Source organism: Polaromonas sp. UC242_47, assembly GCF_044452385.1.
Taxonomy (GTDB): domain Bacteria; phylum Pseudomonadota; class Gammaproteobacteria; order Burkholderiales; family Burkholderiaceae_C; genus Polaromonas.
In genome coordinates this window covers 2,231,853-2,247,462 of record NZ_JBIOAO010000001.1, presented here as the reverse complement: position 1 = coordinate 2,247,462, position 15,610 = coordinate 2,231,853, and the positions used below count along the sequence as shown (strand labels likewise).

At 61.2% G+C, this 15,610-nt stretch carries 15 protein-coding genes and 2 tRNA genes; 14 read left to right on the top strand and 3 right to left on the bottom strand.

Translation table 11 applies throughout. The features are described from left to right. The first annotated feature begins 40 nt into the window (after window positions 1-40). On the top strand, window positions 41-697 hold the full coding sequence (gene adk / locus ACHMXK_RS11025) for an adenylate kinase (protein WP_397440259.1): 657 nt from the start codon (window positions 41-43) through the stop codon (window positions 695-697). Window positions 698-743: 46 nt separating this feature from the next. On the opposite strand, the gene ACHMXK_RS11020 is transcribed toward adk, so the two are convergent. Next, window positions 744-1,724: an asparaginase gene (locus ACHMXK_RS11020; RefSeq protein ID WP_397440257.1), complete on the bottom strand. Its 981-nt coding sequence runs from the start codon at window positions 1,722-1,724 to the stop codon at window positions 744-746. A 99-nt stretch (window positions 1,725-1,823) separates the two neighbouring features. On the opposite strand from ACHMXK_RS11020, the gene lexA reads away from it, so the two are divergent. The 8 genes from lexA to ACHMXK_RS10980 all read left to right on the top strand — a co-directional run bounded on the left by lexA (window position 1,824) and on the right by ACHMXK_RS10980 (window position 10,203). Further along, window positions 1,824-2,516 (top strand): transcriptional repressor LexA, encoded by a 693-nt coding sequence (gene lexA / locus ACHMXK_RS11015; RefSeq protein ID WP_397440255.1) that lies wholly within the window; start codon window positions 1,824-1,826, stop codon window positions 2,514-2,516. Window positions 2,517-2,684: 168 nt separating this feature from the next. Further along, window positions 2,685-3,080 (top strand): hypothetical protein, encoded by a 396-nt coding sequence (locus ACHMXK_RS11010; RefSeq protein ID WP_397440253.1) that lies wholly within the window; start codon window positions 2,685-2,687, stop codon window positions 3,078-3,080. 155 nt (window positions 3,081-3,235) lie between these two features. After that, complete coding sequence (locus ACHMXK_RS11005; protein WP_397440251.1) at window positions 3,236-4,243, top strand: D-2-hydroxyacid dehydrogenase family protein; 1,008 nt, start codon at window positions 3,236-3,238, stop codon at window positions 4,241-4,243. A 244-nt stretch (window positions 4,244-4,487) separates the two neighbouring features. Further along, window positions 4,488-6,008 carry a 3-hydroxyacyl-CoA dehydrogenase gene (locus ACHMXK_RS11000; RefSeq protein WP_397440249.1) on the top strand — a complete coding sequence of 507 codons (1,521 nt, stop codon included), beginning with the start codon at window positions 4,488-4,490 and terminating at the stop codon, window positions 6,006-6,008. A 152-nt stretch (window positions 6,009-6,160) separates the two neighbouring features. Next, window positions 6,161-6,940, top strand: a complete 780-nt coding sequence (locus ACHMXK_RS10995; protein ID WP_397440247.1) for an oxepin-CoA hydrolase, alternative type — start codon at window positions 6,161-6,163, stop codon at window positions 6,938-6,940. A 132-nt stretch (window positions 6,941-7,072) separates the two neighbouring features. Then, entirely contained in the window at window positions 7,073-7,798 is a 726-nt protein-coding gene (locus ACHMXK_RS10990) for a Crp/Fnr family transcriptional regulator (RefSeq protein WP_397440245.1), read from the top strand. 2 nt (window positions 7,799-7,800) lie between these two features. Then, window positions 7,801-8,901 (top strand): phosphotransferase, encoded by a 1,101-nt coding sequence (locus ACHMXK_RS10985; protein ID WP_397440242.1) that lies wholly within the window; start codon window positions 7,801-7,803, stop codon window positions 8,899-8,901. Between the two features lie 42 nt (window positions 8,902-8,943). Continuing rightward, the gene (locus ACHMXK_RS10980; protein WP_397440240.1) at window positions 8,944-10,203 is read left to right on the top strand and encodes an acyl-CoA dehydrogenase family protein; all 1,260 of its coding nucleotides are present in this window, start codon (window positions 8,944-8,946) and stop codon (window positions 10,201-10,203) included. A 101-nt stretch (window positions 10,204-10,304) separates the two neighbouring features. On the opposite strand, the gene ACHMXK_RS10975 is transcribed toward ACHMXK_RS10980, so the two are convergent. Next, the gene (locus tag ACHMXK_RS10975) at window positions 10,305-10,994 is read right to left on the bottom strand and encodes a hypothetical protein (protein WP_397440238.1); all 690 of its coding nucleotides are present in this window, start codon (window positions 10,992-10,994) and stop codon (window positions 10,305-10,307) included. 56 nt (window positions 10,995-11,050) lie between these two features. On the opposite strand from ACHMXK_RS10975, the gene ACHMXK_RS10970 reads away from it, so the two are divergent. The 3 genes from ACHMXK_RS10970 to ACHMXK_RS10960 all read left to right on the top strand — a co-directional run bounded on the left by ACHMXK_RS10970 (window position 11,051) and on the right by ACHMXK_RS10960 (window position 12,152). Next, window positions 11,051-11,755 carry a glutathione binding-like protein gene (locus tag ACHMXK_RS10970; RefSeq protein WP_397440236.1) on the top strand — a complete coding sequence of 235 codons (705 nt, stop codon included), beginning with the start codon at window positions 11,051-11,053 and terminating at the stop codon, window positions 11,753-11,755. 198 nt (window positions 11,756-11,953) lie between these two features. Then, window positions 11,954-12,030, top strand: a tRNA-Pro gene (locus ACHMXK_RS10965). A 45-nt stretch (window positions 12,031-12,075) separates the two neighbouring features. Beyond that, window positions 12,076-12,152, top strand: a tRNA-Arg gene (locus ACHMXK_RS10960). A gap of 18 nt (window positions 12,153-12,170) precedes the next feature. Here ACHMXK_RS10960 and ACHMXK_RS10955 read toward each other — a convergent pair. Further along, window positions 12,171-13,199 (bottom strand): AraC family transcriptional regulator, encoded by a 1,029-nt coding sequence (locus ACHMXK_RS10955; protein ID WP_397440234.1) that lies wholly within the window; start codon window positions 13,197-13,199, stop codon window positions 12,171-12,173. A 127-nt stretch (window positions 13,200-13,326) separates the two neighbouring features. Here ACHMXK_RS10955 and ACHMXK_RS10950 point away from each other — a divergent pair, with 127 nt between their 5' ends. Next, entirely contained in the window at window positions 13,327-14,307 is a 981-nt protein-coding gene (locus ACHMXK_RS10950; RefSeq protein ID WP_397440232.1) for a Bug family tripartite tricarboxylate transporter substrate binding protein, read from the top strand. Between the two features lie 241 nt (window positions 14,308-14,548). Then, window positions 14,549-15,607, top strand: a complete 1,059-nt coding sequence (locus tag ACHMXK_RS10945) for a 3-keto-5-aminohexanoate cleavage protein (protein ID WP_397440230.1) — start codon at window positions 14,549-14,551, stop codon at window positions 15,605-15,607. The last annotated feature ends 3 nt before the right edge of the window (window positions 15,608-15,610 follow it).

Below are 15,610 nucleotides of genomic sequence, written 5' to 3'. Positions count from 1 at the left end.
ACCCGCTCATTGCCATCTTTATAAAAATCCGAGGACATTCATGAGACTGATTTTGTTGGGCGCACCAGGCGCGGGCAAAGGAACACAAGCCACCTTCATCTGCCAGAAATACGGCATTCCCCAGATTTCCACCGGCGACATGTTGCGCGCCGCCGTCAAGGCCGGCACACCGCTGGGCGTGGAAGCCAAAAAAGTCATGGATGCCGGCGGCCTGGTCAGCGACGACTTGATCATCAACCTGGTGAAAGAACGCATCGCCCAGCCCGACTGCGATCAGGGCTTTTTGTTCGACGGTTTTCCGCGCACCATTCCGCAAGCCGATGCCATGAAGGCCGCCGGCGTGAAGCTTGATTACGTGCTGGAGATTGATGTGCCGTTTGAAGCCATCATCGAACGCATGAGCGGCCGCCGCTCGCACCCCGCCTCGGGCAGGACCTACCACGTCAAGTTCAACCCGCCCAAGGTCGAAGGCCAGGACGACGTGACCGGCGAGCCGCTGATCCAGCGCGAGGACGACAAGGAAGAAACCGTGCGCAAGCGGCTGGAGGTCTACAGCGCGCAAACCCGTCCGCTGGTCGAGTATTACTCCAGTTGGGCCAAGGCCGCGCCCGACGTGGCCCCCCAGTACCGCGCCATCAGCGGCATGGGCGGTGTCGATGAAATCACGGCCCGGGCCTTCAAGGCCTTGTCGGACTGAGACCGCGCTGTCTCCACCAAAAAGGCCGTCGATGGACGGCCTTTTTTCATGGGCGCTTGCCAAGCAATGACAAGATCAGCGCCACCCTGGCCTTGACCGGACTCAGTCCCCGTGAATCCGGGATGGCAGCGTCCGGCGTGGGCAAGACCCGCCCCTCCGAACAGCGCGTGGCGCGCACCACCGGAATGCCCGCCGCCTGCGCCTCATGCAAAGCCGCTTCCAGCGCATGATGCAAGGTGGCGTTGCCAGTGCCTGCCACCACCAGGCCTTGCACCCCGCTGGCCAGCAGCGCCTGCACCACCGCGGCGCTGGCACCGGCGTAATTCATCACGATCTCGACCCGCGGCCAGGCCGCTTCATCTGGCAGCATCGCTATGCTTTCAATAGCTGCTTGCGTATGATCCACCGGGGCTAGAGGCCAATTTCGCATCAAACGCAAGCGCCCTTCCTCGACATAACCGATCGGCCCGGCATCGCCAGAGCTAAAGGCGTCCAGCCGGTACGGGTGCACCTTCTGCACATCCATTGCGCTGTGAATCACACCCGCACACACCGCCACCACGCCGCGCGCGCCCGGGTGCGTCGCCACCGCCACGGCATCGACCAGGTTTTGCGGGCCGTCCGGCACCAGCGCCGTGGCCGGTCGCATGGCGCAGGTCAGCACCACCGGTTTGGCGGGATGGAGCAAAGCCTGCAGAAAATAGGCGGTTTCCTCCAGCGTGTCGGTGCCGTGTGTGATGACGATGCCCAACACCTCGGGCTGCGCCAGCCAGTGGCTGACACGGCCGGCCAGATCGCGCCACACGCTAAAAGACATGTCCTTGCTGTCAATCTGGGCCACCTGTTCGGTCAGCAACTCGAAAGGGCTGCCTGCCAGCGCCGGGACGGCGGCGACCAGTTGTGCAATGCCCAGTTGCGCGGCGGTATAACCCGTGTGATCCCCGGCCCTTGTTGCCGTGCCGGCAATCGTGCCACCCGTGCCCAGAATCACCATCTTTTTATTCGTCACAACATCAGACACTTGCATTCCTTTAAAAACTGGATAAAAATACAGCTACTGGATATTCAAACAGCCCTCAACGATTCTCGCCGTTTGATTCGCTGTGTACCCCAAGGAGTCATCGCCATGAGCAGCCTCGCAGATTTTTCGGAAACGCCCAAACTCACCGCACGCCAGCAGCAAATCCTGGAGCTGATCCAGACCGCGATTGCCCGCACCGGTGCGCCCCCCACACGCGCAGAAATCGCCAACGAGCTGGGCTTCAAATCCGCCAACGCCGCCGAAGAACACCTGCAGGCATTGGCCCGCAAAGGCGTGATCGAGCTGGTCAGCGGCACCTCGCGCGGCATACGCCTGCGTGGCGACACCTTGCGCTCCATCCATGAGTCCCGCAGCAAACAGTTTCCCTTGCCCTTGCAAAGCCTGGCCCAACTCGTCCTGCCGCTGGTGGGACGGGTTGCCGCTGGCAGCCCTATTCTCGCGCAGGAGCATGTTGACCGCACTTACCATTTCGAGAGCAGCCTGTTCCAGAGCAAGCCCGACTACCTGCTCAAGGTGCGCGGCATGAGCATGCGGGATGCCGGCATCATGGACGGCGACCTGCTGGCCGTGCAGCAAAGCAAGGAAGCCAAAAACGGACAAATCGTTGTGGCCCGCCTGGGTGATGAAGTCACCGTCAAACGCTTTCGCCGCACCAAAAACCTGATCGAGTTGCTGCCCGAAAACCCCGACTTCAAAACCATCGTGGTGGAGCCCGGCGAGCCCTTCGAGCTGGAAGGCCTGGCCGTCGGCCTGATTCGAAACACCATGCTGGTCTAGTCCACGCATAGGCGTCATGCCGGACGGCCCCACTTCACCGGGCGTCCACCTCATTTCCGCGCAACAGGTGGCGGGCGTTTGGCCAAGTCGATTGGCCAACACCCTGATGCTGCGGATTGTTCGTTCCTGTAATCCTGCCTGTGTAAACCTCTAACTTTAGGAGTTCTCATGGGAATCGCCAGTTTTTCACGTTCATCGCGGCTGTCGGCCTTGTTCGCACCTTTGCAGGCGCTGGCCGCCTTCTGGGTACCCACACCGCCTGCTGCAGCGTCATCCCCCGTCTTTGCCCCGGTTCCCACGTTGCGGCGCTGCGCCTCGGGCCATACGCCATCCGCTATTAAAAACATAGCTAATGGCGCTCACCCCTCATCGGCTACAGGCCAAAAACCTTGTCAAACCGTAGCCAAAACCACGTCCCCACGGCGCCTGAAAATTGTGCGTGCACTGGAGGCCGGTATCCATCCGGCCTGCGCCGGGCGCATGGTGATTTCGGGTCGCATGGCCGATGTCTGCGCCGAACTGGACCGCATGGCCCAGAGGGAAGCCGCCGCGCAAGCCGCCTGAGCAAGCAGCAAAAGAGCTTTTGCCGCAACGCGTGGAGCGCAAGGCCTCGCGCCCTTGCGGCAGGCCGCTGGCCTCCTGGTTTTTCCGGTTGCGTTCAGGTACATCTTGCTGGTGCGCCGCCTCGTTGCGGCAGAACTTGCAGGCACAATATCGGCATGAATATTGTGATCCTTGACGACTACCAGGACGCGGTGCGCAAACTCTCCTGTGCCGCCAAACTCGATGCTTACCAGGCCAAGGTCTACACCAACACTGTCAAAGGCATAGGCCAACTTTCCGTACGGCTCAAAGACGCCGATGTGATCGTGCTGATCCGCGAGCGAACCCCTTTGCCGCGCCAACTGATCGAAAAATTGCCCAAGCTCAAGATGATTGCGCAAACCGGGCGTTTGGGTAACCACGTGGATGTAGGCGCCTGCACCGAACGCGGCATCGTGGTCTCCGAAGGCGGCGGTTCGCCCACGGCGCCGGCCGAACTGACCTGGGCACTGATCATGGCCGCCATGCGCCGCATTCCGCACTATGTGTCACACCTCAAACATGGCGCCTGGCAGCAGGCCGGCCTGAAAAACGCCTCCATGCCATCCAACTTCGGCATCGGCTCGGTGCTCAAGGGCAAGGTCCTGGGCATCTGGAGTTACGGCAAGATCGGCCAGATTGTGGCCGGTTATGGCCGGGCTTTTGGCATGCGGGTGCTGGTGTGGGGCAGCCAGGCGTCGCGTGCCCGGGCCTTGGCCGATGGCTATGAAGTGGCCTCGTCTAAAAGCGAGTTTTTTCAAGAGAGCGATGTGCTGAGCCTTCACCTGCGCCTGCAGGACGACACCCGGGGCGCGGTCACTCTCGACGACCTGTCGCGCATGAAGCCCTCTTCCGTGCTGGTCAACACCTCACGTGCCGAATTGATTGAGTCTGATGCGCTGATCGCCGGCCTGAACCGCGGTCGTCCCGGCATGGCGGCGGTCGATGTGTTCGAGTCCGAGCCGATTTTGCAAGGCCACGCCCTGCTGCGCCTGGAGAACTGCATTTGCACGCCGCACATCGGTTATGTGGAGCAGGAAAGCTATGAGCTCTATTTCGGCGCCGCTTTTGACAACGTGGTCAACTTCATCAAGGGGACGCCGACCAACATCGTTAACCCGGGGGCCTTGCAGGTGCGCCGCTAATACCCAGCGACAAACTGCGGCCGGCTGGACGCCCACCGGCGCTTGCCCGTCATCGCCATCAGGCCTTGGCGTCGGGCTTGACCGCCAAGGCCGGCGGTTTCAAGCGGAGCGCTGCGGCATCGATCAGTTGCCCATTGGACGCGCTCGGGTGTGCCAGCATGCCACGAATGCAAAAACAGAGCCGGTGACAAGACGGCCGACGGGGGCTTAACGTCACCCCCGGGCTGCGTGATAATCCTTTCCCATGAAACCACTCTATACAACCGTCGGCATTGTTGGCACCGGCGCCATGGGTCGCGGCATTGCCCAACTGGCAGCGCAGGCGGGCAGCCTGGTCAAGCTGTTTGACACGCAAATCGACGCCACCGGCAAAGCCCGCGACGCACTGGGCAGCCAGTGGGACAAACTGGTCGACAAGGGCCGGCTCGACGCGGCGCAGGCGGCCGGCTACAAAGCCCGTTTGCTGCTGGCGGGCACGCTGGAAGAACTGGCCGACTGCGACCTCGTTGTCGAAGCGGTGGTTGAACGGCTGGATGTCAAAAAGTCACTGTTTGCAGCACTGGAAGGCATTGTTTCGCCGCAAGCCATTCTGGCCAGCAACACCTCCTCCTTGTCCGTCACGGCGATTGCCGCCGGCTTGAAACAGCCAGGGCGTTTCGCCGGTTATCACTTTTTCAACCCCGTGCCGCTGATGAAAGTGGTGGAAGTGATCGCCGGCCTGAAAACCGAGCCTGCCACCTGTGAGGCACTGGCCGCATACGCGCGGCAAATGGGCCACACGCCGGTGCAGGCCCAGGACACGCCGGGTTTTATCGTCAACCACGCCGGGCGCGGTTACGGCACCGAAGCCCTGCGTATCGTCGGCGAAGGTGTGGCCGATTTCGCCACCATAGACCGCATCCTGAAAGACCAGGCCGGCTTCAAGCTGGGCCCGTTCGAACTGATGGATTTGACCGCTCTGGATGTGTCACATCCGGTGATGGAGTCGGTCTACCAGCAGTATTACGGCGAGCCGCGTTACCGCCCCAGCGTGATCACCGCGCAGCGCCTGGCCGGCGGCCTCTTGGGCCGCAAAACCGGCGAAGGTTTTTACCGCTACCAGGACGGCGTGGCGCAAGTTGCCGCAGAGCCGGCGACGCCGACGGTCAGCGAGATGCCACCGGTCTGGGTTTCGCCGCGGGCGGCGCGTCGTTCCGAGCTGTTGCAGCTTCTCAAAAACCTAGGCGCCAACATCGAAACCGGTGCCTCACCGTCGCTGAACGCGCTGGTGCTGGTGGCGCCGCTGGGTTTTGACATCACCACCGTGGCCGTGGTCGAGCGCCTGGACCCCGCGCGCACCATAGGTATTGACATGCTGATCGACGACGCGGAGACCAAACGCCGCGTGTTGGCCACCAACCCGGCCACCCGCAGCGACATGCGCGACGCCGCGCACGCCTTGTTTGCCCGCGACGGCAAGGCCGTCAGCGTGATCCGCGACAGCGGTGGTTTTGTCACGCAGCGCGTGGTCGCCACCATCGTCAACATCGCCAGCGACATCTGCCAGCAAGGCATCTGCAGCCCCAAAGACCTGGAAACCGCCGTGACCCTAGGCCTGGGTTATCCCCTGGGCCCCTTGGCCATGGGCAACCGTTATGGTCCCACCAACATCCTGGAAGTGCTGTTCAACATGCAAACCGTTTATGGCGACCCACGTTACCGCCCTTCCCCGTGGCTGCGCCGCCGCGGCGCCATTGGTTTGAGCCTGATGCACGAAGAGTCGTGATACCCCCGTCGGATGCTCACTTCGTGTAGCACCTTCCCCCCTTCCAGGGGGCGACACCTGCGGCCTGGCAAAGCCAGTTCCGCGGCGTCTGCTTGCAATGGGGTCGTGGGTTTCGGACTTCATCGCTGGCTCAACACCCTGAAAGAACTGACATGACCTGTTCCTTGAAAAGCACCAGCGACGGCAGCACCCTGGTACTGACCCTGAGCAACCCCGAGTTCAAAAACGCGCTGGGGCCTGAAATTTATGCCGCCGGTGTGGAGGCCCTGAACGCCGCCGAGAACAACCCCGACATCCGCAGCGTGGTCATCACCGGCGAAGGCCCGACCTTTTGCGCCGGTGGCAATCTGCAACGCCTGCTGGGCAACCGGCAGCAACCGGCCGAGGTGCAGGCCCAGAGCATAGACAGCCTGCACAGCTGGATAGATTCGATACGCACCTTCCCCAAACCCGTGATTGCCGCGGTCGAAGGGGCTGCCGCAGGCGCCGGTTTTTCGCTGGCGCTGGCCTGCGACTTCCTGGTGGCGGCGGACAACGCCATTTTTGTGATGGCCTACAGCAGCGTGGCCCTGTCCCCCGATGGCGGCGGCAGTTGGGCTTTGAGCCGCGCCATGCCGCGCGCTTTGGTCACGGAACTGCTGATGTGTGGTGAACGTATAGGCACACCGCGCTTGCAGGCCTTGGGCCTGGTCAACCGCAGCACCCCGGCCGGCAATGCACTCAACGAAGCCCTGAAACTGGCCGACATGCTCAATGCGCGTGCGCCCAATGCCCTGGCCAGCATCAAGGAACTGGTCAACGAAGCGCCGACCAACACCTTGAGCCAGCAACTCGACGCCGAACGCGCGCATTTTGTGCGCAACCTGCACCACCGCAACGGTGGCGAAGGTATCACCGCGTTTCTCGAGAAACGCCCGCCGCTTTACAGTTAAACGGTAAGGGGCCGCAGCGCAGCGGCCCCGTGCGAGTGGTTTGCCTCGGGACACCGAGGCGACAGATGGGCCCCTCCCAAGCCGTCGCTGGCGCGACAATAGCCTTCTTCTGAGTCACACAAAAGACAGGTTATGGACGATCCCATTCTTACGATAGACGAAAGAGAAGCCATCAACGGTGGCCGCTGGTTTTCATCCCTATCACCCTCACTCAGGCACGACATACTTCGATGCGCTTTTGTCCAACGTTTCAAAGACGGTGCATTGATCTGCGCTCGCGGCGATCCACCGGAGCAATGGATTGCCTGTGCCAAGGGTGCGGTGCGTGTGAGTTCGACCTCGATCTCGGGCAAACAAATCACCCTGACTTATGTGGAGCCCGGCATCTGGTTCGGCGATGTGGCGATCTTCGACGGCGACCGGCGCACACACGATGCCTACGCCCATGGCGAAACCACCATCCTGTGTGTGGCCAAAGCCGACTTCAAAAAAATCCTGGCCTCGCATGTCGAGTTGTACGAAGCCATGTTGCGCCTGCATGCGCGCCGCATCCGCCAGCTCTACGGCCTGGTGGAAGACCTCAACACCTTGCCGCTGCGGGCGCGGTTGGCCAAACAGTTGTTACACCTGGTGCGCAGCTACGGCGTCAGCAGCCTGAGCGACGGGCGCGAGGTGCGTATCGGCCTGCAACTGGCGCAGGAAGAACTGGCGCAGTTGCTTGGCGCCTCGCGTCAGCGTGTGAACCAGGAGCTCAAGGCCATGGAGCGCGAAGAAGCGATCCGTATCGAGCCGGGCGGCCTGGTGGTGCGCAACCGCGAAACGCTGCTGCGAATTTCTGAAGCCGACCTGGAAAAATAAGCATGAGCAACTTTGACCATTTCCTGGGCACCCGCGCGGTCTCGGGCCAACATCTGTTTGATACCGAGGCCCTCAGTACCTACCTGGCCAAAAACCTGCCCGGTTTTCAGGGTCCGCTGACGGTGGAAATGTTCAAGGGTGGCCAGTCCAACCCGACCTACAAACTGATCACGCCGGCACGTGCCTACGTGATGCGCGCCAAGCCGGGCCCGGTGGCCAAACTCCTGCCCTCGGCCCACGCGGTTGAACGCGAGTTCAAGGTCATGACCGGCCTGCAAGGCACGGACGTGCCGGTGGCCAAGATGTATTGCCTGTGTGAAGACGAGGCCGTGATCGGCCGCGCCTTTTACGTGATGGAGTTTGTCGAAGGTCGGGTCTTGTGGGACCAGGCCCTGCCCGACATGACGCAGGCCCAGCGCGGCGAGATTTACCGCGAGATGAACCGCGTGATTGCGGCCTTGCACAAGGTCAAGTTCGCCGAACGCGGTCTGGCCGACTACGGCAAACCCGGCAATTATTTCGAACGCCAGATCGGCCGCTGGAGCAAACAATACGTCGCCTCCATCACCGACCCCATTCCCGAAATGGATGCCTTGATGGCCTGGTTGCCGGCCAACATTCCGGCCAGTGCGCGCGATGAAAGCATGGTTTCCATCGTGCACGGCGACTTCCGGCTCGACAACCTGATGTTCCACCCGACCGAGCCGCATGTGCTGGCCGTGCTGGACTGGGAACTTTCGACCCTGGGCCACCCGCTGGCCGACTTCAGCTACCACTGCATGGCCTGGCATATTCCGCCCGGCGCCTTCCGCGGCATAGGCGGACTCGATGTGGCCAGCCTGGGCATTCCGGAAGAAGCCGACTACATCCGCCTGTATTGCGAACGCACCGGTTTTGCCAGCCCGGAGCTGATCAAGGCCGACTGGAACTTTTACCTGGCCTACAACCTGTTTCGACTTGCCGCAATTTTGCAAGGCATCGCCAAACGGGTTGAAGCCGGCACCGCCGCTAGCGCCCAGGCGGTCAGTTCCGCCAAAGGCGCGCCTGTGCTGGCCCGCATGGCCTGGGACTTTGCCCAAAAAAGTCAGAAGCAACACATCTGAGCACCCTCCCCCTTTAACGACGCCCCACCCCAGGAGATATTGATGGACTTCAGCTACACCCCCAAGGTACAGGACATGCAGGCCCGCCTGCTGGCTTTCATGGACCAACACGTTTACCCGAACGAGGCGCGTTTCTTCCGGGAAATTGCCGAAAACCGGGCCAAGGGCAATGCCTGGATTCCCACCACCCTCATTGAAGAACTCAAACCCCTGGCCCGCAAGGCCGGTTTGTGGAATCTGTTTTTGCCACATTCGCCGCGTGCGCCCGAAGGCCTGTCGAACCTGGAATACGCGCCGCTCTGCGAAATCATGGGACGTGTGCCGTTTGCGCCTGAAATTTTCAACTGCTCGGCGCCCGACACCGGCAACATGGAAACCATCGCCCGCTACGGCTCCGAAGCCAACAAGGACCGCTGGCTGGAGCCTTTGCTCAAAGGCGAAATCCGTTCCGCCTTCCTGATGACCGAGCCCGAAGTGGCCTCCTCGGACGCAACCAACATCCAGTGCAGCATCGTGCGTGACGGTGACGACTACGTGCTCAACGGTCTGAAATGGTGGTCGTCCGGCGCCGGTGACCCGCGCTGCGCCATTTACATCGTCATGGGCAAAACCAACCCCGATGCCGGCCGCCACGAACAGCAGTCCATGATCCTGGTGCCGGCCAACACGCCGGGCATCACCGTGATCCGTCCCTTGACGGTGTTCGGGTACGACGACGCACCGCACGGCCACATGGAAGTGCGCCTGACCAATGTGCGTGTGCCGGTCGGCAATATGTTGCTGGGCGAAGGCCGCGGTTTTGAAATTGCCCAGGGCCGCCTTGGCCCCGGACGTATCCACCACTGCATGCGCAGCATAGGTATTGCCGAGCGCGCGCTCGAGCTGATGTGCAAACGCCTGAACAGCCGCGTGGCTTTCGGCAAACCGGTGGCGCGCCAGTCGGTCTGGCACGAACGGATTGCCGATGCGCGCTGCATGATCGACCAGGCGCGTCTGCTGACGCTCAAGGCCGCCTACATGATGGACACCGTGGGCAACAAGGTCGCCAAGGCCGAAATTGCCATGATCAAGGTGGTGGCGCCCAACATGGCCTGCCAGATCATCGACTGGGCGATCCAGGCCCACGGCGGCGGCGGCGTGTCGGACGATTTCCCGCTGGCTTACGCCTACGCGCACCAGCGCACCTTGCGTCTGGCCGACGGCCCGGACGAAGTGCACCGCGCCTCGCTGGCCAAGCTGGAGCTGGCCAAACACCTGCTGATGCCGGGCGAAGTCGAGATGCCGGTGACCCGCGGCGGCTGAAGCAGCGCGCCGGCCGGGCGCGACGGGCGCCTTCAGTCACTATCAAAAAAAGTAGCTGATTGCGCCCGCCCCATCTGGGCTGGAGCCTCTTTTTCCTTGAATTACAGGGGAATGTCGGTGCTCAAGCCGGCCAGCGCGGCATCACAGGCGCTGGTGTAGATGATGGCCGCATGTTGCAAGGTCGCCATGTCGGCCGGGCTGTATTGCATGCGCAAATAAGCCTTGCCACGCAGCAGCATCAGGAAAAAAGGCGTCTGCGCGTCGGGGCCGGGCGCCGGCCAATGCAGCAGCAATTCGGCCAGGTTGCGGTCCACCCAGGCCAGCGCATGGTCGCGCTGGTCCGCCAGCACCGCGTAGCGCTCCCAAAACTCGGGCACCAGGCTGCTCCAGCCGACTTCGGGGTACATCGCCAGCCAGCGCATTTCTTCGGGCAAACCGGGATCAGCCGTGGTTTGCAAGCTGTCGGAGTACACCGAATCAGCGCGTTTTTCCAGCGCTTCCTTGAGTGGCCGGTTCATGATCAACACCGCCACATCCGGGTTGAGACGCAAGTCCGCCCGGGCGCGCAACTCTTCGCCCTCGATGTAGTCACGCGACGGCGGCCCGCTTTCCAGCTTCCAGGCCTTGTCTCGGACCTTCCCCGTCAGCGCAAAACCTTTGCCGCCCGCACTGGCGTAACCAAAGCCCTGCGTGCTGGCCCACTCCGAAAGCGGCGACACGGCCTCGGAAAGCGCCGTCTCCACAACGTCTGCGTCGTTTCGTGCAAAGACCTTTTTCAAGCGCTCAAACATGATTCCGGCTTTTCTCTTAAAGTGCAGCGACGATCATAGTTCCAAAGGTTTTTGCCATGTTTCAAGTTTATTCCTGGCCCACGCCCAACGGCCACAAGGTCCACATCATGCTCGAAGAGTGCGGCTTTCGACTGGGGCGCGACTGGGAAGTGCGGCCCATCAATATAGGCGCCGGCGACCAGTTCCAGCCCGACTTCCTGGCGATCAGCCCGAACAACAAGATTCCGGCGCTGGTGGACCCCGACGGTCCCGACGGCAAACCCATCGCCCTGTTTGAATCGGGCGCCATCCTGTTGTATCTGGCCGGCAAAACCGGCAAAATTTTGCCCAAAACCGACCGCCTGAAGTTCCAGGTCTTGCAGTGGCTGATGTTCCAGATGGGCGGCGTCGGCCCTATGCTGGGCCAGACGCATCATTTCCGGATGTATGCGCCCGAGAAAATCGGCTACGCGATCGACCGTTATTCCAACGAAGCCAAACGCCTGTACGGCGTGATGGACAAACAACTGGCCGGCAGCAAATTCATTGCCTGCAACCAGTACACGATTGCCGACATCGCCATCTTCCCCTGGCTGCGCAGCTGGGAAAACCAGGGCATCGACTGGGCCGATTACCCCCACTTGAAGAAATGGTTTGATCTGGTGGGCGCCCGGCCGGCGGTTCAGCGCGGCGTCCAGGTGCTGGCCGAGCTGCGTAAACCCGTGCGCAGCGACGCGGAACGCGAGGTCCTGTTTGGCAAGACACAATACCAAAAACGCTGAAATTTTGAGAAAAACAGGCCTCCAGCCTAGGCGAGATAAGCGCAACAAGCTCTTGAATTGATAGCAAAAGTAGAAGGCAACTTGTCCACGCGCCGGCGGACAAAAACGGCCCGGTTTGAATCTTGATGAATAGATGCTGCAAATAGTCTCCGGACAGCGTTCAAGAGGCCAAAGTTCGCGCTATAATAATTGACTAGTCGGAGTGTGGCGCAGTCTGGTAGCGCACCTGGTTTGGGACCAGGGGGTCCAAGGTTCGAATCCTTGTACTCCGACCATTGAATCCATTTAAAAAAAGCTCACTCTGTGGGCTTTTTTTATATCTGTCCGTAGCTCAGTTGGATAGAGCATCAGCCTTCTAAGCTGAGGGTCGGGGGTTCGATCCCCTCCGGACAGGCCAAAACCCCATCTCAATCTCCTAGCCCAAGCCCGGCGCCAGCTGGCTTTTTCGCCATACCGAGACCGTGCAGCCGAACCTGCGCCTGAACCAGAAGGCAAATGCGCTGGGGGCGGAGAAGCCCAGCAACTCGGCCAACTCGGCCATGGAACGGTCACTATCGCGGATTTGCCGCAGGGCAAACTCCGAACGGACCGCCTGCATCATCGAAGAAAACGTTTCCCCGTCAGCCTGCAGATGGCGATGCAGGGTGCGCCTGTCCATGGCCAGATGCTGCGCGACCTGATCGGCGGTACAGCGACCGCCCGGAAGCAGCGCAGCAACAAGCTGACGCGCGGCATCCGTGGTGTTATTCCGGCTGCGGGAAAGCGCCTGATCCAGAAACCGGCGCGCGTACGGGGCCATGCCGGTATCGGCCATTGGCAAGGGTGTGGCGAGATCACGCGCCGCGCACACGATGCCATTAAAACTACCGTTGAACTCCAGCTTCGGACCAAAAAAAGCGAGATGGCTGCTTTTGTCATGGGGCGGCCGGTGCGAGAAACAGACCCGTCGCGGCCGCCATTCAGGTCCCAGCAACTCTTCCAGAATACGGTACATCACCCCCACAGCCAGCTCCATCGACTGTCGGACCGAGGCTGCGCCCTCCAGCAGAAAGTCCTCGCGAATGATCACCACATCATCGTGGTCCTCGATGCGCGTTAGCAGTGATGCATTCAGCAGACGCAAATAGCGGCCCAATGTGTCCAGCGCCTGTCGCGCGGTGGGTTCCTCGCGCAACACGATACTGATAGGCCCGAGATTGGCCAAACGCCTGCCGCGTGCAAGCTGCAAGCCAAAGTCCTCCACCTGGGCCACTGTGGCACTGGACTCCAGCAGCTCCCGCACGGCGATCACGCTGATCGGCATTTCCGGGTCATCCAGGCAGCGCGAACTCAGTCCAGCCTTGCGCATCATGGCCTCGGGATTGAGCTTCAGCGCACCTGCAAGCTCCCTATAACCGCTGAGGCTGGCGCTTCGAATAACGGGTACGGCTTGTGGCACGGACATGTCCCAATTAAGACAAACAATGTCCCAAAATATAAATCAAAACCAGAATGCCGTCGATATAGTCAATTCTTGAGCGGCATCTAAAAACGCATTTCGCCGCCGTACACCGAGACAACAGGAGACCCTGATGAGCAAGCAAACCAAGACCCGCCTATTGCCGAACCTGCTTCTGGCTGCGCTGACCATGATGAGCACTTCGGCTGTCATGGCCTGGACCGACAAACCCGTGAAAATGATCGTGCCGGCACCGGCTGGCGGCACCATGGATGTCGTCGCCCGCCTCCTGGCCGAACAACTTTCCACCGACATCGGCCAGCCGGTGATCGTGGACAACAAGCCCGGTGCAGGCGGCGCCATTGCGGTGCATGCCATGATGGCTGCGCCCGCCGATGGCCAGACCATCATGGTCACGGCCAGCAACGTTCTGACCGAAATCCCGCTGGTCATGAAAACCGGTTTTGATCCGCTCAAGGATGTGAAACCCGTGGCAACCGTGGCGCGCTCGACCATGGTCTTGGTCGGCGCCCCCTCCCTTCCCGCGCAGGATCTCAAAGGCCTGGTGTCTTATGTCAAGGCCAACCCGGGCAAACTGAGCTTTGCGTCTTACAGCGCGGGCACCAGCTCCCAATACGCCGGCATGATCTTCAACCAGAAAGCCGGACTGGACCTGCAACACGTCCCCTTCCCCGGCTCTCCGCCCGCACTGGTGCAGGTAATGGGTGGTCAGATTCCCGTCATGTTTGACGGCATTGCGACTTCATTGCCTCTGATCAAGGCTGGCAAGCTAAAGATTTTTGGTGTGGCCAGCAAGACCCGCTTGGCCCATTTGCCCGATGTGCCGACCATGGCTGAACAGGGCTTTCCGGACATCGATTTCAGCAACTGGGTGGGCGCCGTCGTGGCGTCTGCCGTTCCGGCAGCGATGGTGGAGAAGATCAATGCCGCCACGATCAAGGCAGCTTCTGCGCCAAAGGTGAAAGACCGCTTGATAGCCGTTGGCTTTGAGCCCAACACCGGCCTCACCGCAGGCCAACTCGCGCAGTCGGTCAAGGCCGAGTACGACCGCAACGCAGCCATTGTGAAAACATTCAACATCCAGCTGAACTAGTCACTGAGCATCCTGTCCAGAGCGAGGAAACATCCATGGCTGCGACGCTAGCCACCCGCATCAAAGCAGAACCACAGACCTGTGCAAGCGCGGCACGCAGCGCAAGATGGAACGCGCCGGCAGCATGGGCGATACGCCTTTCCAGACTCCCGCAGCCGCACAGCAAACCTGTCAGAACACACATCGGCAGCCTCACTTCACGCTTCTTTACGACTTCAGTCATTTCATCAAAGGACACCCCATGAACTTCCTCGACGGCTCCCTCATTCCCGAAAACCAGGACAAGCTGGTCATCACGGCCGCGCCTTACGGACCCGAGTGGATTCCCTCGGACTTCCCGTCGGACATTGCCGTCACCATGGAAGAGCAGGTCCAGAAAGCGGTGGACTGCTACACCGCCGGCGCCTCCGTGCTGCACCTGCATGTGCGTGAACTCGACGGCAAGGGCAGCAAGCGCCTGTCCAAGTTCAATGAACTGATTGCAGGTGTTCGCAAGGCCGTGCCCGACATGGTGATACAGGTCGGCGGCTCCATTTCCTTCGCGCCGGAAAGTGACGGAGCCGCCGCAAAATGGCTGTCAGATGACACCCGCCACATGCTGGCCGAACTCGACCCCAAGCCGGATCAGGTGACGGTGACAGTGAACACCACACAGATGAACATCTTCGAGCACATGGACACGGGGGATTACGCTGGCACCTCGCTGGCCGATCCCGCAACGCACGAGGCCTACCGCGAGATGATTGTGCCTTCCGGCCCTGCCTGGGTCGAAGAACATATCCGCCGTTTGAGTGCCGCAGGCATACAAAGCGCCTTCCAGTTCTACAACATCAACAGCTTTGAAACCGTGGAGCGCATGCTCAGGCGCGGCGTGTACAAGGGCCCGCTGGTCATGAACTGGGTCGCCATCAGCGGCGGCATGGATGCGCCCAATATCTACAACATGGCCAACTTCCTGCGCGCCATTCCCGATGGCTCGATGCTGACGGTGGAAAGTTCCATGCGTAATGTGCTGCCCATCAACCTGATGGGCATGGCCTTGGGTCAGCATGTGCGCTGCGGCATTGAAGACAACCTGTGGACCCAGGACCGCAAGGCCAAGATGAGCACCGTGCAGCAGATCGAACAGCTGGTGCGCATCGCCCGCGAAATCGGTCGCGAGGTGGCGAATGGCCAGGAGGCACGACGCATCTGCAAGATCGGCGTGTTCTACGACACCGTCGAAGAGACACTGGCCAAAAACGGCTTTGCGCCCAACCCCAAGCCCGGGCACCAGGGTTTTCTGCGCAAGGCTGCATGACCC